The sequence below is a fragment of the Qipengyuania huizhouensis genome, from assembly GCF_019711635.1.
Taxonomy (GTDB): Bacteria; Pseudomonadota; Alphaproteobacteria; order Sphingomonadales; family Sphingomonadaceae; genus Qipengyuania; species Qipengyuania huizhouensis.
Window position 1 is genome coordinate 1 of sequence record NZ_JAIGNT010000001.1, and the last position, 21,243, is coordinate 21,243.

Consider the following 21,243-nt stretch of genomic DNA (forward strand, 5'->3'; position numbering starts at 1 on the left):
GAGTTCATTCGCTCCCGACCTGGACGCCCGCGCCTTTCGCACCGGCCGCGCCGCCCATGCAGGCACCGCCGTCGCGGGCCCTCCGGGCGAGGAAGGGGGGTACCAGCTTCGCGCCCTCCCGATCCGCTGCCACACCTAACCAAATAGGCAAGAAATGTCAATGGGTTAGCCAATTAATAGGATTTCCCCAAAGCTATTCCTACGGACCGATGAGTCGTTGTTTCCAGCCCGCCTTGCCCGGCCGGAAATAACGATTCGGTCCTACATGCTGCGCGCGATCACCATTTTCATGATCTCGTTCGATCCGCCGAAGATCCGGCTGATGCGGCTGTCGCGGTACATGCGGGCGATGGGGTAATCGTTGATATACCCTGCCCCGCCGTGCAGCTGGAGGCACTTGTCGACGGTTTCGCCCTGCAATTCGGTGACCCAGTATTTCGCCATGCAGGCAGTCGGCACGTCGAGCTTGCCTTCCAGGTGCTTGGCGATGCAGTCATTGACGAAAATGCGCGCCGCCGTGCCCCGCGCCTTGAGGTCGGCAAGCGTGAACTGCGTGTTCTGGAAGTCCCAGATGGTTTTGCCGAAAGCCTTGCGCTCCTTGACGTATTTCACCGTCTCTTCCAGCGCGTTTTCGATCACGGTCATGCCGCCCATTGCGATGATCAGCCGTTCCTGCGGCAGTTCGCCCATCAGCTGGTAGAAGCCCTTGCCTTCTTCCCCGCCCAGCACGTTTTCGGCAGGCACAAAGACATCGTCGAAGAACAGTTCCGACGTGTCCTGCGCATCGAGGCCGATCTTGTCGAGCTTCTTGCCGCGCTGAAAGCCTTCCGCCCCGTCGGTTTCCAGCAGCATGAGCGAAATGCCCTTGGCGCGTTCATTGGGATCGGTCTTGGCGACAACGATGATGAAGTCCGCCGTCTGCCCATTGGAGATATAGGTCTTGGCCCCGTTGATACGATAGCCATTGCCGTCCTTCAGCGCGGTGGTGGTGATCGACTGGAGATCGCTGCCCACGCCCGGTTCGGTCATCGCAATCGCGCTCACCAGATCGCCGCTGACCAGCCGGGGCAGGTATTTCTTCTTCTGCTCTTCCGTCCCGTGACGCACGAGATAGGGCAGGATAATCGTGTTGTGCAGGCTGGCGGAAAAGCCTTCGACCCCGTGCTTGCCCTGCTGGTCGATGACGACCATTTCGTGCCGGAAATCACCGCCGTGGCCGCCATATTCCTCGGGTACGGAGGAGCCGAGCAGTCCGGCCTCGCCCGCCTCGCGCCAGAATTCGCGTTCGACCTGGCCATCTTCGCGCCAGTTGAGCACGCGCTTTTCCGGCGCATGCTTCTGGTAGAACTTGCCTACGGCATCGGCGAAGATCGAAATCTCCTCGTCATCCATGAAGGCGGGCTGGGGTACGTCGATTACGGGCATTGAATAGTCCTCTCTCGAATATGTTTCCCGACAACCGTTCGCGAGCCTGTCGAAGGGCCGTATCTACTTCCCGACCGGCGCTTCAAAAAGAGAAGGACGGTGCTTCGACAAGCTCAGCACGAACGGAGTGAGACAAGGCGGCGTTTCCGCCTACTTTCCCTTCCAAACCGGCTTGCGCTTCTCGGCAAAGGCAGCCGCGCCTTCGCGCGCGTCTTCCGATATGAATACCGGACCGATTAGCTGCGCCTGTTTGTCGTAGCGTTCGTCCATTGCCCAGCCGCGCGATTCCTTCATGATCTGCTTGGAAACGCGCACGGCAAGAGGGCCGTTTGCCGCGATGCTGGCCGCCAGTTCCTTCGCCTCGTCCAGCGCCGAGCCATCGGTAACACGGTTGATGAGTCCGAGTTCATATGCGCGCTGGGCAGTGATGAAATCGCCGGTCAGTGCCAGTTCCATCGCTACGCGCTCGGGGATCTGGTCGGGCAGCATCATGACCCCGCCCGCCGCGGCGACAAGACCGCGCTTGGCTTCGGGGATGCCGAATTTTGCATCCTTGTGCGCAACCACAAGGTCGCAGGCGATCATCAGTTCGAGCCCGCCAGCCAGCGCATAACCCTCCACGGCCGCGATCAGGGGCTTGGCCGGAGGCGCCTGCACCACGCCGCCGAAACCGCGGCCTTCGATGCTGGGCGATTCGCCGCGCAGGAAGCCCTTGAGGTCCATGCCCGAACAGAAGGTCCCGCCCGCACCCGTCAGGATGCCTACGCGCAGATCGTCATCGGCATCGAGCCGGTCCATCGCCGCGGCAATCCCCTCCGCGGCAGCCTTGTTCATGGCATTCTTGGCTTCGGGACGATTGATGGTGACGATCAGGACGCCGTCATCGACTTCTGTCAGGACGTCGGCGGACGCTTGCTCGGACATGGGCTCTCTCTCCATTGCGATTTGAAACTGTTCTTGCGCCCTTGCTGCTTGAGGTTTACGCAAACGTCAACCGGCAATCGCCGCAACTATCATTCTGCCGAGAGAGGAACCTGCCCATGTCCGAAGCCTATATCATCGATGCCGTCCGTACTCCCCGCGGGATCGGAAAGCAGGGCAAGGGTGCGCTGGCGGCGATGCACCCGCAGCATCTCGCGGCGACGGTGCTCAAGGCCATCAAGGACCGCAACGGCCTCGATACCGCGACGGTGGACGACGTGATCTGGTCAGTCAGCACGCAGGACGGGATGCAGGCGGGCGATCTGGGCCGCATGGCCGCGCTGGACGCCGGCTATGACGTCACCTCCAGCGGCACCACGCTCGACCGTTTCTGCGGGGGCGGAATTACCTCGGTCGCGCTGGCGGCGGCTCAGGTGATGAGCGGCATGGAAGATTGCGTGGTCGCAGGCGGGACCGAGATGATGAGCCTGACCGCGCAAATGGCGAAGGACAAGATGGCGGCGGGTCTCAAGCCGCCGATGATGGGCAGCTATAATGCGCGCCTCCAGGCGAGCCACCCGCAGAGCCATCAGGGCGTGTGCGGCGATGCCATCGCGACGATGGAAGGCTTTACCCGCGAGGAACTGGACGAGGTCGGCTATCGGAGCCAGCAACGCGCAGCGGTGGCGATCGAGGAAGGCCGCTTCGACAAGTCGCTCGTCCCCGTCATCGACGATGAAGGAAATGTCGTGCTCGCCAAGGAGGAATTCCCTCGCCCCCAAACAACCCGTGAAGGCCTTGCCGAGCTGGAGCCGGCCTTCGCCAAGATTGCCAATGTCCCGCTGGACAAGAGCGGCACGACCTTTGCGGGCCTTGTAAACGCGAAATATCCCGATCTTGAAATCAGGCATTTCCACCATGCGGGCAACAGTTCCGGTGTTGTCGATGGAGCGGCGGCGGTGCTGGTGACGAGCAAGGACTATGCGAAGAAGCACGGTCTCAAACCACGCGCACGGATCGTGGCGACGGCGAACATGGGCGACGATCCCACTCTGATGCTTAACGCGCCGGTCCCGGCGGCGAAGAAAGTGCTGGAGAAGGCTGGACTGACCAAGGACGATATCGACCTTTACGAGATCAACGAAGCCTTCGCCGTCGTCGCAGCCAAGTTCGTGCGCGATCTCGAGCTCGACTGGGACAAGGTCAATGTCAACGGCGGTTCGATTGCGCTTGGCCATCCCATCGGCGCGACCGGTTCCATCCTGATCGGCACGATAGTCGACGAGCTGGAGCGGCAGAACAAGCGCTACGGACTGGTCACCATGTGCGCGGCGGGCGGCATGGCGCCTGCCATCATAATTGAGCGGGTGGAGGATTTCGCCGACTAACGCCTCTCTTTCAGGCGGGCCGGTCGCCCGGAAGCGATTCTTCCTTGTCGTCCGAGAAGCCCCAGGAAACGTTCGCCCAGGCGCGTTCGTGGAAGTAGTATAGCACCATTTTGGTCAGCACTTCCGTGACCGCGATGGCACCCGCCGCCTTGTAGTTCCCGGTGAAAAACCAGCTCAGCAGGAAAGTATCGATGCTGCCCAGGATACGCCAGCTCCCGGCCTTGGCGAAACTGCGTGAATGCGCTTCGCGCCCGCGAAAAAGGATCATCTATCCTCCCCCGATCCAGCTTACTTGAGCGGCAGGATCTGCTTGATGATGTAATCCGCCGCCTCCTCGGGGCTCATCGCCACCGTGTTGACGCGAATTTCCGGGTCTTCAGGTTCTTCATAGGGGCTGTCGATGCCGGTGAAGTTCTTCAACTCCCCTGTCCTGGCCTTCTTGTAGAGCCCCTTCACGTCGCGTTGTTCCGCCACCTCAAGGGGAGTATCGACGTGGATTTCGATGAACTCGCCCTCGCCCATCATGTCGCGGACCAACCGGCGGTCGGCGCGGAAGGGCGAGATGAAAGCGGTCAGCACAATCAGGCCGGCATCGGTCATCAGCTTGGCGACTTCGCCGATGCGGCGAATGTTCTCGATCCGGTCGCTTTCGGTGAAACCGAGATCCTTGTTGAGGCCGTGGCGGACGTTGTCCCCATCGAGCAGGAAAGTGTGACGATTCATGATCGCCAGCTTCTTTTCCACTTCGTTGGCGATGGTCGATTTGCCCGAACCGGAAAGGCCCGTGAACCACAGGACGCGGGGCTTCTGGTTTTTCATCGCCGCATGATCGTCACGCGTGATGTCGACCGCCTGCCAGTGTACGTTCTGTGCGCGGCGCAGGCTGAAATGCAGCATGCCCGCGCCGACGGTCCGATTGCTGATCTTGTCGATCAGGATGAAGCCGCCCAGCGCGCGGTTTTCCGAATAGGGATCGAAGACGATCGCCCGGTCGGTGGTGATCTCGCTCACGCCGATCGAATTGAGTTCGAGCGTCTTGGCAGCGAGATGATCCATCGTGTTGACATTGATCTCGAACTTCGGCTCGGCGACGGTCACGCTGACCATCTGCGTACCCAGTTTCATCCAGTAGGCACGGCCGACGACGAGCGGCTCTTCATCCATCCAGACGATGGTGCTTTCGAACTGGTCGGCAACTGCGGGAGGACTGTCGGCCGCCGCGAGCACATCACCGCGCGAACAATCGATCTCGTCCTCGAGAGTGATGGTCACCGACTGGCCGGAAATCGCTTCTTCAAGGTCGCCATCCATCGTGACGATAGATTTTACCGTGCTGGTCTTGCCCGAAGGCAGCGAACGTACCTTGTCGCCCGGTTTGACCGAGCCGGTAGAGATGAGGCCCGAGAAACCGCGGAAGTCGAGGTTCGGGCGATTGACCCATTGCACCGACATGCGGAATGGCTTGGCCAGGTTCGCATCCGAGCGGACTTCGACCGCCTCGAGATGCTGCATCAGCGTGGGGCCATCGTACCAATCCGTATTTTCCGACTGCGTGGTGATGTTGTCGCCAGCGAGACCGGAAATCGGGATCGCAGTGAAGTTCTCGATACCGATGCTTTCCGCAAACTCGCGGTAGTTTTCGATGATCGCGTCGTACTTCGCCTGATCGTAATCGATCAGGTCCATCTTGTTCACTGCAAGCACGAGGTTCTTGATGCCAAGCTGATGGCAGAGGAAGCTATGGCGCTTGGTCTGGACGAGCACGCCCTTGCGCGCATCGATCAGGATCACGGCGAGATCGGCGGTCGATGCACCGGTGACCATGTTGCGGGTGTATTGTTCGTGACCCGGACAATCGGCGACGATGAACTTGCGGCTTTCGGTCGCGAAGAAGCGGTAAGCGACGTCGATCGTGATGCCCTGTTCGCGTTCGGCGGCAAGGCCGTCGACCAGCAGCGCAAAATCGATCTCCTGCCCCTGCGTACCGACCCTCTTGGAATCGTTCTCGAGCGCGGCAAGCTGATCCTCGAAAATCATCTTGGAATCGTAAAGCAGGCGACCGATCAGGGTCGACTTGCCGTCGTCCACGCTGCCGCACGTGATGAAGCGCAGCATGGTCTTATGCTGATGCTTTTCGAGATAGGCGTCGATGTCCTCTGCGATCAGCGCATCGGTCTTGTAGATGGGCTCCGACATCAGAAATAGCCCTCCTGCTTCTTCTTCTCCATCGACGCGTCGCCCGAATCCTTGTCGATGACTCGGCCCTGCCGTTCCGAAGTTGTGGTCAGCAGCATTTCCTGGATGATTTCAGGTAGCGTCGCGGCTTCGCTTTCCACGGCGCCAGTCAGCGGGAAGCAGCCCAGCGTGCGGAAACGGATCGAACGTTCGATGATCTCCGGACGCTTGCCCATGACCTTCTCGAGCCGCTCGATATCGTCGGCCATGAACAATCCGCCCTCGTATTCGAAGGTCGGTCGCTTGGCCGAATAATACAGCGGCACGATCTCGATATTCTCGAGGTGAATATACTGCCAGATGTCGAGCTCGGTCCAGTTCGACAGCGGAAAGATGCGGATACTCTCGCCCTTCTTCTTGCGGGCGTTGTAGAGATTCCAGAGTTCCGGACGCTGGCTTTTGGGATCCCAGCCATGGCTGGCGGTGCGGAAGGAAAAGATACGCTCTTTCGCGCGGCTCTTTTCCTCGTCGCGCCGGGCCCCACCAAAGGCCGCATCAAACCCGTATTTGTCGAGCGCCTGCTTCAACCCTTGCGTCTTCCACATATCGGTGTGGAGCGGTCCATGGTCGAACGGGTTGATCCCCATCTCTTCCGCTTCGGGATTCTGATACACCAGCAGTTCCATGCCAGCATCTTCCGCGCTCTTTTCGCGCAGGGCGTACATGTCCTTGAACTTCCAGGTCGTATCCACGTGCAGCAGCGGGAATGGCGGCGGCGAAGGATAGAAAGCCTTCTTGGCGAGATGCAGCATGACGGCGCTGTCCTTGCCGATCGAATAGAGCATCACGGGCTTTTCCGCCTCGGACACCACTTCGCGCATTATATGGATGCTTTCGGCCTCGAGCCGCTGAAGGTGGGTGAGTGTCATTGGGTCTCGTCTGTAACATTCAGTCAGGCGTGCCGGAAACGACCATGTGAATGGTACGCCGTTCATCTACAAGCAGAGAATGGTCGCGGGGCCGATAGGAGAATTTGCCCCGCGGGTTATGGGGGCCGCAGTGATTGCGTCCGCCCACCGAGGGTGTGCACTCGTATCGAAAAGCTACTGCGATCAGTGGCTTAGAAGGCGGAAGCCCCATGCGGGCAATTCGACGCTGTACCCTTCGCCTACGGTAACCCGTTTTCCACTGGCGAAGTCGCGGTAGGTGCCATGCGGCAATGTATCCGAAAAAGTGGCCTTGAGCGGCTTGTCGCTCATGTTGAACAAGCCCACCACCTTGTTGCCCTGCTCCTCCCTAACCCAGGCAAAAAGCTGCTCGGGATGAGAATTCTCGACCTTATGCATCACGGCACCCCACTGACCGTTTTCCAGCGCGGGATTGGATTTGCGAAACTCGATGAGCTTCGCCAGCAGCGCGCCATAATCGCAGTCTTCGCCCTGGCTCCAGTCGATCGCATCCTTCTCGAAGAATTCGAGCCGCTTGGCGTTGCAGGCCTCCATGCCATTGTGGATCAGGGGCAAGCCTTGGCCGGTGAAAGACAGGGCGGTCATCGCTTCCAGCGCCGGCCCGTAATTCTCCTCCATCGTGCCTTCCCACGCATTGCTGTCGTGGTTTTCGATATAGGTCATGCGCATCGCCTCGCGCGGCCACAGGCTCTCGTTCTCGGCATAATAGCCATAGAAACTGGTGGCATTGCCCTTGCCCTGCGCGACATTCTTGGAGGTGTTGTGCCAGTCCCAGGCATAGGTCGCATCGAAAGCGCCGAAGTGGAAGGCAGTCTGCTGCACCTCGCCTAGCATGAACACAGGACGGATCGCTTCGAGGCGGGTCCGCATCGTCTCCCAGAAATCGAGCGGGACATAGCCGGCGACATCGGCGCGATATCCGTCCACCCCGAATTCGCGCACCCAGTATTCCATTGCGCCGCCGACATGCTCACGCACGCCGGGTTTCGACCAGTCGAGATCGATGATGTCGGACCAGTCCCACCAGGGCGTAGGCCGGAAGTCGCCCTTCCAGTCTTTCTCGTACCATTCGGGATATTGCTTAGCGAGGTCGTTATCCCAGGCGGTATGATTGGCGACGAGGTCGAGTATGACCTTGAAACCCTGTTCATGCGCATCGTCGACGAAAGCGCGAAAGTCCTCCTCTGTCCCGAATTCCGGGTTCACCGCGTAATAATCCTGAACCGCATAGGGACTGCCAAGTGTACCCTTGCGGTTTTCCACCCCGATCGGATGGATCGGCATGAGCCAGAGGATATCGACTCCCAGCTCCTTCAGCCGGGGCAATTCTCGCTGCGCAGCCCTGAACGTGCCTTCCTCGGTAAACTGGCGAGTGTTGATCTGGTAAAGCACCGCATCGCGCGACCACTCCGGATGCTCGATGCTCACCTTGCTCTGCGGCTGCCACGGCGATGATGGAGCGGACGCAACCGGTGCTGCACCGGCCTGGGCGCAGCCACCGAGTAATGCGAGAGCGGCAGTAGTGGCGATGAGCTTACGCATGTACATTCTCCTGCGGAATGGCGGCCTTGACCCGCTGCATCGCGAGAGCGGCAACGATCCACGATCCGGCTGCGAAGAGCATCGTCCAGATCGGCTCGCCCGGAAACAGCCAGAGCATGATCTGGCCCATGACTGTCGCCACCAGCAATTGCGGCACGACGATGAAGATGTTGAACAGCCCCATGTAGATGCCCAGCTTCGCCTGCGGCAGGTTCGATGCGAGAATGGCATAGGGCATCGCGAGGATGCTGGCCCAGGCAATGCCGATACCGATCTCCGCGAGCAGTAGCGTCTGGGCATCGCGCACGAGGAAGAACATCAGAAAGCCGATCGCCCCGAGAGTCAGGCAGATCGAATGGGTCATGACCTGCCCCACCTTGCGGCTGAGAACTGGCAGCAGCGCCAGCGCGGCAATCGCGGCGACACCATTATAGACGGTAAAGAGCACGTTCACCCAATTCGCGCCCTCGTTATAAGCGGCGCTCGCCGTATCGGTGCTGCCGAAAACATATTGCGTCACCACCGGCGTGGTGTTGATCCACATGATGAACAGCGCCGACCAGCTGAAGAACTGGACCAGCGCAAGGCGTTTCATCACCTCCGGCATCCCCGCGAAATCGCCGACGATGCTGGAGAGCATGTTGGTGGATTTTCCCTGCTTGGCCATCGAAATCGCAATTGCGCTGAGCAAGCCGTAGACCCCCAGCAAGGCACCGAGCAGGAGCATTTCCTTCTGCAATTCCAGCGACTGGACCAGCAAGACCACGCCGAAGCCCGCGGCAATCCAGATTGAGCTGGAAAGATAGGTCTTCGCTGCCAGCGCACGTACGGGCTGTCCGGCCTCCTCGTGCGTGTGACCGCCGAAGGACGCCATCTGCTCCGGCGAATATTCACGGGTCGTGACAATGGTCCAGAGCACGGCAGCGAAGAGAGCAATGGCCCCGCCCCAGAAGCTCCACTTCACGGTGTCGGGCAGTCCGCCATCCGCCGCGACATTGCTCACCCCCAATTGTTCGAGGAACCAGGGGAAGATCGAGCCGACCACCGCGCCTGCTCCGATAAAAGCGGTCTGGACGGCGTAACCCGCGCTATGCTGGTCGGTACGGAGCATGTCGCCGACGAAGGCACGGAAGGGCTCCATCGAGACATTCAGCGACGCATCGAGTACCCAGAGCATCGCCGCAGCAAACAATAGCGGAGCGCCAAACGCAGGGCTCAGAGGCATCAGAAACAGCGACAAGGCAGCGAAGATCGCGCCGGTAAGGAAGTAGGGGCGGCGGCGACCCAGCCTGTTCCATGTCCGGTCCGACATATGGCCGATAATGGGCTGGACGATAAGGCCCGTCAGCGGCGCGGCGACCCAGAGGGCGGGCAGGTCGTCGATGCTCGATCCCAGGGTCTGGAAGACGCGGCTCATATTCGCATTCTGCAGCGCGAAACCGATCTGGATGCCGAAGAAACCGAAGCTGATGTTCCAGAGACCGGCAAAGCCCTGGCGGGGCTTCTGGCTAAGTGTCGCGTCCATACAGATATCCTCGTCCCGGCCGGGTCTGCTGCCCGGTCCCATCAGCCAGTGGCTGGCACGAAGAGCGGCGCGAGGCCACTACGTATACGAATACGCTAGGCGATACTGCTGCCACGTATGATGAGTTTGCCCGGAAGCTTGCGAGGTGGAAGGTCGCGTCCTTCCACCTGAGCGAGCAATGCCTCCACCAGCGCTTCGCCCGCCCCTCTGATATCCTGCATAATCGTGGTGAGCGGCGGCGTGGTAAGGCTGGCTGAAGGTATATCGTCGAAGCCGACTACTGCTACATCGCTCGGTACGCGGCGACTAGCATCGGCAAGTGCGCGCATGGCACCGATAGCGATAAGGTCGCTGGCCGCAAATATCGCATCGAATTCCAGTCCGCTTTCCAAGAGTGCCCTGGCGGCCGCGCGTCCCTCTTCCTCGGTCGTCAAGGCATCGAACTGGAGCCGTTCGTCCGGTTCGATCCCGGCTTCGACCAAGGCCGAGCACAGACCGGAATACCGCCCGCTGAATTCCGGATAGTGTTCGTCCGCATGGCCGAGAAATGCGATCTTGCGACAACCCTGTTCGAGCAAGTGCTCACCTGCCAATCGCCCTGCCCCGACGTTGTCCGTGCCGACCGTTACCCCGCTGCTGTCACTCGAGACAGAACCCCAGCGCGCGAAATGCGTCCCCTGGCGCGCCAGCTGTTCCATGCGCTCGCGATACTTGGTGTAATCGCCGTACCCCAAGAGGATAAGGCCGTCGGCGCGGTGGCTGTCCTGATACTGTACGTGCCAGTCGTCTTCCATCCTCTGGAAGGAAATCAACAGGTCGAGCCCCCGCTCGGCAGTCGCGCGCGTGATCGATCCCAGCATGGCGAGGAAGAAGGGATTTATCATGCTCTCGTCAGGCGTGGGGTCTTCGAAGAACAGCAGGGCGATGGTATTGGCACGCTGGGAGCGAAGCGAAGAGGCATTCTTGTCGACGGTGTAGTGGAGATCGCGCGCGATCTGTTCGATCTTCAATCTCGTCTTTTCGCTGACCGAGCGGTCGCCCCGCAGGGCGCGGCTGACGGTCGGTTGCGAAACGCCTGCCGCATAAGCAATGTCAAAACTGGTGGGCCGTCCTGTCGGTTTGCGTCCCATGGCTCTCCCCCGAAAGGCCGTGCGCGGCTCTTGCCAACAACCTTAGGCAGCGTCCCCGGCCAAAGCAAATTGCCGATGCGATATTTCGCGGACTTATGCCGGTTTCGAGATGTGAACGTTCCCTGATGTTATTCTGCCACTACCCGCCGCCTGACGGGGCCTGCGTATACGTATGCCGTCTTCCGCACATCGCAGAAGCGGACGTATCAAAGTGACAAGCAGGTTACACACCTGTGGGGATTTGCGTGGTCCCATCCCCGGACACAGGGGGCGGACCAATCGGGAGAAGAACTGGATATGGCTATTCGTAGCAAACTTGCCGCAACCATCAGCATGTCTGCCTTTGCGGCAGCGCTGGGTACTGTCGCCGCCCCTGCATATGGTCAGGAAGAGCCGACCGGCGAAGACGCCAACCTCGTAACAACCGAGGAAGAGGATGCCGACGACGTCATCGTCGTAACCGGTATCCGCGCCTCGATCGATAACTCGGTCGCCAGGAAGCGGGAAAATACCTCGATGGTCGAAGTGGTGAGTGCCGAGGATCTCGGCAAGTTGCCCGACCTGTCGATTGCCGAATCGCTGTCGCGCCTCCCCGGCCTCGCAACCCAGCGACTGGATGGCCGCGCCAACGTTGTTTCAATCCGTGGTCTTGCGCCCGATTTCACAACCACGCTGCTGAATGGCCGCGAGCAGGTCAGCGCCAACAACAACCGTGGTGTCGAGCTCGACCAATACCCCTCCGAATTACTCAACGGCGCGGTTGTGTACAAGACGCCCGATGCGATGCTCGTCGGTCAGGCACTGGGCGGAACGATCGACATGCAGACCGTCCGTCCGCTGCAATATGGTCGCACCCAGTTCGTTGTCGGCGTGCGCGGCGAGATGAACGATCTTGGCAGGCTCAACCCCGATATTTCGGACAAGGGCTATCGTGCAAACATCTCCTACGTCGGACAGAATGACGCCGGCACGCTCGGCTGGGCGCTGGGCTATGCCCGCATGCAATCCCCGACGCAGGAAGAACGCTGGAACGCCTGGGGCTATCCCAATGTCGACGACGACACCCAGGTGATCGGCGGGGCCAAGCCCTACGTCAAATCAAACAAGCTCAAGCGCGATGGCGTGATGGGCGTGCTCGAATTCGAGCCGAACGACAAGTTCCATACAACGCTCGATGGCTACTGGTCGCAATTCAATGACACGCAGCGCCTACGCGGTATCGAGCTTCCGCTTTATTGGTCGGCAGCTTCGCTGCAACCGGGCTATAGCGAAGCTGACGGCCTGGTCACGCAGGGCCAATTCAACAATGTCGAAGCGGTCATGCGCAACGACGTGGTGAACCGCGATTCGGAAATCTTCGCCGGCGGTCTCAACACCGAATTCGCTGCAACGGATAGGCTGACTTTCGAACTCGATTTGAGCTATTCCGAACTCAAGAAGACCGAGGAAAATCTCGAAATCTATCTCGGCACCGGGCGTGGCGGTGGCGTAGGCGCAACCGACAATCTCGGTTTCACCATGCCGGCAGGCGGCGGCGTGATCACTTTCGATCCTTCGATCGATTATTCCGATCCGAACCTGTTCGTGATCACCGATCCGCAAGGATGGAACAGCTGCGGTGGCGCGGTGCCGAACTGCCAGGACGGCTTCGTTAACCGCCCGCGTATCAAGGACCGCCTGCAGTCGATCCGCCTCCAGGCTATTCAGGCCTTCGATGGCGACCTCGAAAACATTACCGTCGGCGTAAACTATTCGGATCGCCGCAAGCAGTTGATCGACGAAGGCTTCGTGCTCACCCACAAGGACTATCCGGCCGACACGCCTGTGCCTTCGGACTACCTCTACGATCCAGTATCGCTTGGTTTCATCGGGATTCCGGGAATGGTAGCGTTCGACAGCTGGCGCTATTATAACGACGATAATTACGACCTCACCAATGAGGCACTTTGGACGCCGGGTCGTTTGACAAACAGCTATATTGTTAACGAAAAGGTACTGACCGGCTTCGTTCAGGCTAATGTCGATGCTGGTCCGCTGCGCGGCAACGTAGGACTGCAGATCGTTCACACCGATCAATCGGCTGACGGATACGCTGCCTTTAACCCGGGAAGCGGGACAGTCTCGACGCCGATTTCCGACGGCGACAAATATACCAATGCGCTGCCGAGTCTGAACGTCGCGTACGAAGTGGCGCCCGAAACTTTCATCCGGTTCGGCGCCGCCCGCATGCTCGCCCGAGCCCGGATGGATCAGCTCAATCCTGGTGTCGGTTACGGCTTCAATGAAGCGAACAACGTGCCTGGTGCAGACATCAACATGTCGCCGTGGTCGGGTACGATCGGCAACGCCAGGCTACGCCCGCTTCTCGCGATGACGCTCGATCTGGCCATCGAGAAATATTTCGGTCGCGGCGGGTACGTATCTGCCGGCGTCTTCGACAAATATCTCGAGAACTGGATCTATCGCCAGGACAACGTATTCGACTTCACCGGATATCCGACTCCCGGGGGCGTCGAGCCGACCTATGATTTCGGCATCGTCTCGCAGTGGCAGAACGGCCGCGGTGGTCGGGTCTATGGCGCAGAAGCGTCGGCCTCGCTGCCATTCGAGATCTTCAGCTCTGCGCTCGACGGTTTCGGTGTATTTGCCAGCGGTTCCTACACCAAGAGCGAAGTCCGCGAGGGTGGAGCCGATCCGATTGCGATGCCCGGTCTCTCGCGCTGGGTCGCGAACGGTACCGTCTACTTCGAGAAGGCCGGTTTCGAAGCCCGTGCTTCCGCTCGTTATCGCTCGCGCTTCCTTGCCGAAGTTTCCGGTCTCAGCCTCGCCCGCGACAAGATCGATGCACGTGCCGAGACAGTTATCGATGCGCAGATCGGTTACACTTTCCAGGAGGGTATGCTCGAAGGACTCGGCGTTGTTCTCCAAGGTAGCAACCTGACTAACGAACCCTTCATCACATACTACAATGGCGACATCCGCCAGGTGAGGGATTATCAGAATTACGGTCGCAATTTCAGCGTAGGCGTATCCTACAAGTTCTGATCAAAGTGAGGCGGGCCCGCGATAAACGGGTCCGCCTTTCTTCTTCGTGCCACAGTCAATGTGCGCAGCAATGAACCGGGAGCAGGCTAGTGACCGATGATAGTCGCATCCGCGACGTCGTCATCGTGGGTGGAGGGACCGCAGGCTGGATGGCCGCTGCGGCCCTTTCCGCCACCATGGGCGACCAGCTTGGCATCCGTCTTGTCGAGAGCGACGAGATCGGCACGGTGGGTGTCGGCGAAGCGACCATTCCTGCCATCCGCCTGTTCAACGGGCTTGTCGGCATCGACGAGAACGCTTTTATCAAGGCCACCCAGGGCAGCTTCAAGCTGGGTATCGAATTCATCGACTGGGGGCGTGTCGGCGAAAGCTATATGCACGCGTTCGGACAAATCGGGCAAAGCCTCGACTTGATCGAATTCTGGCAATACTGGCTGCGCGGTCGGCGAGAGGGTGTCGCAAGACCACTAGGCAATTATTCCTTCAACGAGGAAGCAGCCCGCAGAATGCGGTTCGCACGCGTGCCGCGAATCCCCAACACACAGCTGGACGGGATCAGCTACGCCTTCCACTTCGACGCCGGCCTCTATGCGAAATTCCTGCGAGGAATTGCCGAGAACAACGGCGCGACGCGTACAGAGGGCCTGGTCGAGAGTGCTCAGCGCGACGGTGAGAGCGGGCATATACGCTCGATCACGCTCAAATCGGGCGAAGTGATCGAGGGCGAATTGTTCATCGACTGCTCGGGCTTTCGCGGCCTGCTGATCGAACAGGAATTGCAGACCGGCTTCGATGACTGGACGCATTGGCTGCTGTGCGACCGCGCCGTCGCCGTCCCGACCGAGAATGTCGGCCCGTCACGTCCCTATACGCAGTCGATCGCCCATCCCGCTGGCTGGCAATGGCGCATCCCCTTGCAGCATCGCACCGGCAACGGTCATGTCTTCTCTACCGAATACATGAGCGAAGATGAAGCAACCGCGCTGCTGCTGAAGACGGTCGAGGGCAAACCCATCGCCGAACCCCGCTCCATCCCTTTCAAGACCGGCATGCGGAAAAAGGCCTGGAACGGCAACGTGGTCGCAATGGGGCTGTCCTCAGGCTTCATAGAGCCGCTGGAATCGACCAGTATCCACCTGATCCAGAATGCGATCGCGAAGCTGATTTCGCATTTTCCCGATCGCACTTTCCGGCAAGCCAATATCGATGCCTACAATCGCAGGATTGAATATGATTACGAACGCATCCGCGATTTTATCATCCTTCATTACCATGCGAACCAGCGCGACGAGGACTTCTGGGTGCGCTGCCGCGAGATGGAGGTCCCTGAAAGCCTGCGCGAAAAAATCGATCTCTTCCGCGCAACCGGAAGGATTTTCCGCGAACAGGAAGAACTGTTCGTCGAGGTGGGCTGGTTCCAGGTCCTGAACGGGCAGAATGTGGTGCCCGAAACCTATCACCCGCTCGCCGACGTGCTGACCCGGGAAGAGCTGGAGCAGTTCCTGTCCGACATTCACACAATCGTTTCGAGCAATGCCGGGCGCTTGCCCACTCACGCCGAATTCATCGCCGCTACCTGCGCGGCGCCCAAACTGGAAAGAACCGCATGATCCGCACCGCTCTTCCCCTCATCGCGCTCGGACTTGCCGCTTGCGCAACGGCTCAAGATGCGATTCCGGGGTCCGAAACGTCGGCAGCATCCTTCCGCGACCGCTTGCCAAGCGAGGAAATCGTCTATTTCGTTCTACCCGACCGGTTCGAAAACGGAGACACGACAAACGACACCGGCGATTTCACCGGCGATCGCCTGACCACGGGATACGACCCCACCCACAAGGGTTTCTTCCACGGTGGCGACCTTGCCGGCCTGACGCAGCGGCTCGATTACCTCGAAGGGCTTGGCGTCACCGCGATCTGGTTCGCGCCGATCTTCCAGAACAAACCGGTACAGGGGCCGGAAGGTGATGAGAGCGCGGGTTACCACGGATATTGGGTCACCGACTTCACCCGTCCCGACAGCCATTTCGGCACGCCTGAAGAATTCAAGGCTTTCGTGGATGCAGCCCATGCTCGCGGGATGAAGGTCTATATGGACATAATCACCAACCATACGGCGGATGTTATTCGCTATGCCGATGGTGATGCCACAAATTACGAATATCGCAGCAAAGGCGATTTTCCCTACTCGACTCGCGGTGGGCCGGATGGAGAGCGCATCAACGAAGGCTTCATGGGCGATGGCGACAGCAGCGCGTCCAATTTCGCCAAGCTGACCGATCCGAATTATGCATATGTTCCGTTCGTTCCGGAAGCCGAAAAGGACGTGAAGGTCCCGTCCTGGCTGAACGATCCGATCTATTACCACAACCGAGGCAATAGCTCGTTCACTGGCGAGGACAGTCGTTTCGGCGATTTCTCAGGTCTCGACGACCTTTTCACCGAGCATCCGCGCGTGCGCGCTGGGATGATCGAAATCTTCTCCGATTGGGTCCGCGAGACGGGTGTCGACGGGTTCCGGATTGATACCGCGCGTCATGTCGATCCGGGCTTCTGGCAGGAATTCGTCCCCGCACTGGAATCGGTCGCAAATGAGAACGGCATCCCGAACTTTCACATGTTCGGGGAGGTTTACAAAGACGTGCCCGAGAACGGCTATATTGCCGAATATACGCGCCGCGACAAACTGCCCGCCGTGCTGGATTTCGCGTTCCAGGCGGCGATGCGAGAGGTACTGGGTCGCGACAAGGGTACAGTCGTGCTCGCGCATATGTTCGATGGTGACGTGCTCTATGAAGGAGGCGAGGAAACCGCGCGCAACCTGCCGACCTTCCTCGGCAACCACGACATGGGCCGCTTTTCGACACTCATCAAATGGGACAAACCCGAAATCGGACAGGAGGAACTCCTCGACCGTGTGATGCTCGGCCATGCAATGATGCTGAGCCTGCGCGGGTCTCCGGTTGTCTATTACGGCGACGAGCAGGGTTTCGTGGGCGACGGCAACGACCAGCTTGCCCGTGAAGACATGTTCCCCTCGCGAACCGCGGTTTACAACGACAACGATCTAATCGGGACCGATGCGACCACTGCACAGAGCAATTTCGACCGAACGCATCCGCTATACCGCTTGATCGCCGAATTTTCCGCTATCCGCCGTGCACATCCCGCCTTCACCCGAGGTCGGCAGGTTGTACGCCATTACGAACAGGAACCGGGAATCTTCGCGGTCAGCCGCTTCGACCCGGAAGACGGGAGCGAATACCTCGCGGTCTTCAACACGACCGGGATGCCGCGCGGGGCCAATGTCACGCTCGGCTATGATGCGCGCAGTTTCGAAACACTCGCGGGCGATTGTCCGACAACGGTGACTGCACCAGGCAGCGCCGCCTTCGCACTTCAGGCCTTTGGCTGGGCCGTCTGCCGCGTATCGGAGGTTGCAGAGTGAATGTTAGCACCGACATGACGGCCGAACTTTCGCCGGACGTGGCATTGCCCTGGTGGAAAGGCGCGACGATCTACCAGATCTATCCGCGCAGCTTCATGGATTCGAATGGCGACGGAATCGGCGACTTGCCGGGTATCACCCAGCGTCTGCCATATGTCGCCAAGCTGGGCGTGGATGCGATCTGGGTCTCGCCTTTCTTCAAGTCCCCCATGAAGGATTTCGGCTACGATGTTTCCGACTATCGCGATGTCGATCCGATTTTCGGGGATCTGGCGGACTTCGACGCCCTCGTCGCCAAGGCCCACGATCTGGGGCTGCGGGTGCTGATCGACCAGGTCTATTCGCACACTTCGGACGAACATGCCTGGTTCGTGGAAAGCAGGTCGAGCAGGGAAAATCCCAAAAGCGATTGGTATGTCTGGGTCGACGCGAAGCCCGACGGCTCACCGCCATCGAATTGGCAATCGGTCTTCGGCGGCCCTGCATGGACCTGGGACGCGCGGCGCGGACAATATTACCTGCACAACTTTCTCAGTTCGCAGCCCCAGCTTAACCTGCACAACCGCGAGGTGCAGGACGCCATTCTGGGTGTCATGCGGTTCTGGCTGGAACGCGGAGTCGACGGATTTCGTATCGATGCGCTCAATTTCGCGATGCATGATCCGGAGCTGCGCGACAATCCCCCAGCACCGGACAATGGCAAGCCGCGCACGCGCCCGTTCGATTTCCAGGTCAAGAAGTACAACCAGAGCCATGCGGATATTCCGGGCTTCATCCAGCGCATCCGCTCGCTGACCGACGAGTTCGAGGGTATCTTTACCGTCGCCGAAGTCGGCGGCGACGACGCTTTCCGCGAGATGCGCCTGTTCACGGCAGGCGAGGACCATCTCAATTCCGCCTACAGCTTCAATTTTCTCTATGCCGACAAGCTGACTCCTGAACTGGTCTGCCGATCGCTTGCCGACTGGCCCGAGGAAGAGGGTCTTGGCTGGCCGAGCTGGGCGTTCGAAAACCACGATGCACCTCGTGCTCTCGGTCGCTGGTGCGAGCCGCATGAACGGGAAGCCTTCGTGCGGCTCAAGACGCTTCTGCTGATGAGCCTGCGCGGCAACGCCATCATCTACTATGGCGAGGAACTGGGACTGATGCAGGTCGATATTCCTTTCGACCAGCTCCATGACCCCGAGGCTATCGCCAACTGGCCGCTGACCCTGAGCCGGGACGGGGCGCGTACACCGATGCCTTGGGACAAGAGCGAAAGCGTGGGTTTCGGCAGCACCGCCCCCTGGCTTCCGATTGGCGAGGAAAACCGGGCCAATTCGGTGGAAGCACAGGAAGCTGACGAAAATTCCCTGCTCGCGTTTACCCGCAGGGCCATCAAACTCCGCACCGCCAATCCCGCCATGCGTCATGGCGAGATCCTGACTTGTCGGCACAGCGGCGACTTGCTGGAGATATCGCGCGAAGCTGACGGGCAAAGGCTCGAATTCCGCTTCAACCTTGGCAGTTCGCCGGTCCACATCCACGATTGCGGAGGCTCGCCCCTGATCGCCATCAACGGCGCGAGCAAGGACCAATTGCCACCTTACGCCGCGCTCATCACGGAGATTTCGATATGACCCGCCTTGCCCTGCTCCTTTCCGCAGCATTGCTTCCCATGTCTGCCGCCCATGCAGAGACGGTCAACTCGCCCGATGGCCGCATAGAAGTTACACTCGATGCCGATGGCGAAGGCATTCCCTATTACGAGGTCAGTCGCGACGGTGTGCCGATCATTGCTAAGTCCAATCTCGGATTCACCTTCACCGATGCAGATCCGATGCGCCGCAATTTCGAAGTCGCAGGATTTCGTGAGCAGACGCACAATTCGAGCTGGGAGCAACCCTGGGGCGAACGGCAGTGGGTGAAGGACCATCACAACGAGCTGGCCGTGACATTCCGCGAGCGGGACGAGAGCCCGCGCGAATTCATCGCCCGCCTGCGTGTCTTCGATGACGGCATCGGCTTGCGTATCGAGTTTCCCGATAGCGAGGCCCAGCCGGTCTACCGCATTGCCGAAGAGCTTACCGAGTTCAATATAGCAGGCGATGGAACCGCATGGTCCATCCCCGCCGGCGACTGGAATCGCTACGAATATCTCTATGCCAAGAGCCCCGTAAGCGCGCTGTCGACCGTGCATACACCGGTGACCATGGTCATGGACAACGGCACGCATCTCTCTTTTCACGAGGCTTCGCTGGTCGATTACTCGGGAATGTGGCTCAAACGCGTGGATGATACGCGTTTCCGCGCCCTGCTTGCTCCATCGCCGCGCGGCCCCAAGGTAGTTCGCGAAGGCGCATTCAACACTCCCTGGCGCACGATCCTGATCTCTTCCGACGCCAAGGGCCTCTTCGAAAGCGATATCACGCTCAATCTCAACGAGCCCAACAAGCTCGGCGATGTGAGCTGGTTCACTCCGCACAAATACATCGGCATCTGGTGGGGCATGCATCTCGATATCGAGAGCTGGGCCAGCGGCGAGAAACATGGTGCGACCACCGAAAACGCCAAGAAATATATCGATTTCGCGGCAGAACACGGCTTCCGCGGAGTGCTGATCGAAGGCTGGAACAAGGGCTGGGACGGTAACTGGTTCGGCAACGGCCGCGAGTTCGAGTTCACCGAGGCCTATCCCGATTTCGATATCGCCGAAGTTGCCCGCTATGCCGAGGACAAGGGCGTCCGTATCATCGGCCATCACGAAACCGGCGGCAATATCAAGGTCTATGAGGAGCAACTCGAAGACGCGATGGCATTCTACGAGAACCTCGGGATAGATGCCGTGAAGAGCGGCTATGTCGCCGATGCGGGAGGAGTGATTGCGCCTGCTGGCGAAGGGGGTTCAGACGAGACGTTCGTGTGGCACGACGGGCAGGAAATGGTCCGCCACCATCTCAAGGTGGTCGAGGAAGCTGCCGAGCACCAGATTTCCGTCAATCCGCACGAACCGATCAAGGATACCGGGCTAAGGCGCACCTATCCCAACTGGGTCAGTCGCGAAGGTGCGCGGGGGGCGGAATACGATGCCTGGGCGGAACCAAAGAACGATCCGGGCCATGTACCCGAACTGATCTTCACTCGCCTGCTGGCCGGGCCGATGGACTATACCCCGGGCGTCTTCTCGCTTGAGGGCCGCGGGGCTACCGCGCCCGATTTGCCGAGCACGCTTGCCCGCCAGCTGGCCTTCTACGTGACGATTTACTCGCCTATCCAGATGGTCGCCGATCTTCCGGAAAATCTCGTGAAATATCCGCGCGCGCTGGACTTTGTGAAGCGCGTCCCTGCCGACTGGGCGGAGAGCATGCTCGTCGATGGTAAAGTGGGCGAATATGCCGTGATCGCGCGGCGCGACCGGAATACACTTAACTGGTATGTCGGTGCGGTTACCGATGAAACGGAGCGCGAAGTAGAGGTGCCCTTGTCCTTCCTCGATCCGGGCAAGACCTATGAAGCCACCATCTGGCGCGACGGTGCGAAGGCCGACGGGCTGGGAGAAGATCGCCACGCGATGGATGTGGAAATAGTGACGGTATCGGCGGACCAGACACTCGACCTGCGGATTGCACCGGCAGGCGGTTTCGCCATCGAATTCGTGCCGCAGGGCTGATCCGACGCAAGAAGGGCGGCCGGATCGCTC

The 21,243-nt window shown here is 59.8% G+C and carries 14 protein-coding genes; 6 read left to right on the top strand and 8 right to left on the bottom strand.

The features are described from left to right. Positions 1-261: 261 nt before the first annotated feature. Together K3180_RS00005 and K3180_RS00010 are read right to left on the bottom strand one after the other, a co-directional pair. Complete coding sequence (locus tag K3180_RS00005) at positions 262-1,425, bottom strand: acyl-CoA dehydrogenase family protein (protein ID WP_221537617.1); 1,164 nt, start codon at positions 1,423-1,425, stop codon at positions 262-264. A gap of 150 nt (positions 1,426-1,575) precedes the next feature. After that, on the bottom strand, positions 1,576-2,349 hold the full coding sequence (locus K3180_RS00010) for a crotonase/enoyl-CoA hydratase family protein (protein ID WP_221537618.1): 774 nt from the start codon (positions 2,347-2,349) through the stop codon (positions 1,576-1,578). Positions 2,350-2,465: 116 nt separating this feature from the next. Between K3180_RS00010 and K3180_RS00015 the strand changes: the two genes are divergently transcribed. Further along, on the top strand, positions 2,466-3,734 hold the full coding sequence (locus tag K3180_RS00015; RefSeq protein WP_221537619.1) for an acetyl-CoA C-acetyltransferase: 1,269 nt from the start codon (positions 2,466-2,468) through the stop codon (positions 3,732-3,734). Between the two features lie 10 nt (positions 3,735-3,744). Here K3180_RS00015 and K3180_RS00020 read toward each other — a convergent pair whose 3' ends face one another. From K3180_RS00020 to K3180_RS00045, 6 genes are all read right to left on the bottom strand, one after another. Continuing rightward, complete coding sequence (locus K3180_RS00020) at positions 3,745-4,002, bottom strand: DUF2061 domain-containing protein (RefSeq protein WP_221537620.1); 258 nt, start codon at positions 4,000-4,002, stop codon at positions 3,745-3,747. 20 nt (positions 4,003-4,022) lie between these two features. Then, positions 4,023-5,930 carry a sulfate adenylyltransferase subunit CysN gene (gene cysN / locus K3180_RS00025; RefSeq protein ID WP_221537621.1) on the bottom strand — a complete coding sequence of 636 codons (1,908 nt, stop codon included), beginning with the start codon at positions 5,928-5,930 and terminating at the stop codon, positions 4,023-4,025. Continuing rightward, positions 5,930-6,838, bottom strand: coding sequence for a sulfate adenylyltransferase subunit CysD (gene cysD / locus K3180_RS00030; protein ID WP_221537622.1), 909 nt, complete (start codon positions 6,836-6,838; stop codon positions 5,930-5,932). Before cysD ends, cysN begins: the two co-directional genes overlap by 1 nt. A 183-nt stretch (positions 6,839-7,021) precedes the next feature. Then, the gene (locus K3180_RS00035) at positions 7,022-8,419 is read right to left on the bottom strand and encodes an alpha-amylase family glycosyl hydrolase (protein WP_221537623.1); all 1,398 of its coding nucleotides are present in this window, start codon (positions 8,417-8,419) and stop codon (positions 7,022-7,024) included. Continuing rightward, the gene (locus K3180_RS00040) at positions 8,412-9,944 is read right to left on the bottom strand and encodes an MFS transporter (protein ID WP_221537624.1); all 1,533 of its coding nucleotides are present in this window, start codon (positions 9,942-9,944) and stop codon (positions 8,412-8,414) included. Before K3180_RS00040 ends, K3180_RS00035 begins: the two co-directional genes overlap by 8 nt. 95 nt (positions 9,945-10,039) lie before the next feature. After that, entirely contained in the window at positions 10,040-11,074 is a 1,035-nt protein-coding gene (locus K3180_RS00045; RefSeq protein WP_221537625.1) for a LacI family DNA-binding transcriptional regulator, read from the bottom strand. 297 nt (positions 11,075-11,371) lie between these two features. Between K3180_RS00045 and K3180_RS00050 the strand changes: the two genes are divergently transcribed. From K3180_RS00050 to K3180_RS00070, 5 genes are all read left to right on the top strand, one after another. Continuing rightward, positions 11,372-14,119, top strand: a complete 2,748-nt coding sequence (locus K3180_RS00050; protein ID WP_221537626.1) for a TonB-dependent receptor — start codon at positions 11,372-11,374, stop codon at positions 14,117-14,119. 89 nt (positions 14,120-14,208) lie between these two features. Continuing rightward, on the top strand, positions 14,209-15,729 hold the full coding sequence (locus K3180_RS00055) for a tryptophan halogenase family protein (protein WP_345719397.1): 1,521 nt from the start codon (positions 14,209-14,211) through the stop codon (positions 15,727-15,729). Further along, a complete protein-coding gene (locus K3180_RS00060) occupies positions 15,726-17,564 on the top strand; it encodes an alpha-amylase family glycosyl hydrolase (protein ID WP_221537627.1) in 1,839 nt (612 codons plus the stop codon). The genes K3180_RS00055 and K3180_RS00060 overlap by 4 nt, the downstream gene beginning before the upstream one ends. Positions 17,565-17,578: 14 nt before the next feature. Continuing rightward, entirely contained in the window at positions 17,579-19,183 is a 1,605-nt protein-coding gene (locus K3180_RS00065; RefSeq protein ID WP_221538043.1) for an alpha-amylase family glycosyl hydrolase, read from the top strand. Continuing rightward, positions 19,180-21,213 (top strand): glycoside hydrolase family 97 protein, encoded by a 2,034-nt coding sequence (locus K3180_RS00070; protein WP_221537628.1) that lies wholly within the window; start codon positions 19,180-19,182, stop codon positions 21,211-21,213. Before K3180_RS00065 ends, K3180_RS00070 begins: the two co-directional genes overlap by 4 nt. The last annotated feature ends 30 nt before the right edge of the window (positions 21,214-21,243 follow it).

Coding starts and splice junctions, on each gene's coding strand:
- cysD (WP_221537622.1), bottom strand. CDS start 6,838: ATGACACTCACCCACCTTCAGCGGCTCGAGGCCGAAAGCATCCATATA.
- K3180_RS00050 (WP_221537626.1), top strand. CDS start 11,372: ATGGCTATTCGTAGCAAACTTGCCGCAACCATCAGCATGTCTGCCTTT.
- K3180_RS00070 (WP_221537628.1), top strand. CDS start 19,180: ATGACCCGCCTTGCCCTGCTCCTTTCCGCAGCATTGCTTCCCATGTCT.
- K3180_RS00020 (WP_221537620.1), bottom strand. CDS start 4,002: ATGATCCTTTTTCGCGGGCGCGAAGCGCATTCACGCAGTTTCGCCAAG.
- cysN (WP_221537621.1), bottom strand. CDS start 5,930: ATGTCGGAGCCCATCTACAAGACCGATGCGCTGATCGCAGAGGACATC.
- K3180_RS00060 (WP_221537627.1), top strand. CDS start 15,726: ATGATCCGCACCGCTCTTCCCCTCATCGCGCTCGGACTTGCCGCTTGC.
- K3180_RS00035 (WP_221537623.1), bottom strand. CDS start 8,419: ATGCGTAAGCTCATCGCCACTACTGCCGCTCTCGCATTACTCGGTGGC.
- K3180_RS00015 (WP_221537619.1), top strand. CDS start 2,466: ATGTCCGAAGCCTATATCATCGATGCCGTCCGTACTCCCCGCGGGATC.
- K3180_RS00045 (WP_221537625.1), bottom strand. CDS start 11,074: ATGGGACGCAAACCGACAGGACGGCCCACCAGTTTTGACATTGCTTAT.
- K3180_RS00040 (WP_221537624.1), bottom strand. CDS start 9,944: ATGGACGCGACACTTAGCCAGAAGCCCCGCCAGGGCTTTGCCGGTCTC.
- K3180_RS00065 (WP_221538043.1), top strand. CDS start 17,579: ATGACGGCCGAACTTTCGCCGGACGTGGCATTGCCCTGGTGGAAAGGC.
- K3180_RS00005 (WP_221537617.1), bottom strand. CDS start 1,425: ATGCCCGTAATCGACGTACCCCAGCCCGCCTTCATGGATGACGAGGAG.
- K3180_RS00010 (WP_221537618.1), bottom strand. CDS start 2,349: ATGTCCGAGCAAGCGTCCGCCGACGTCCTGACAGAAGTCGATGACGGC.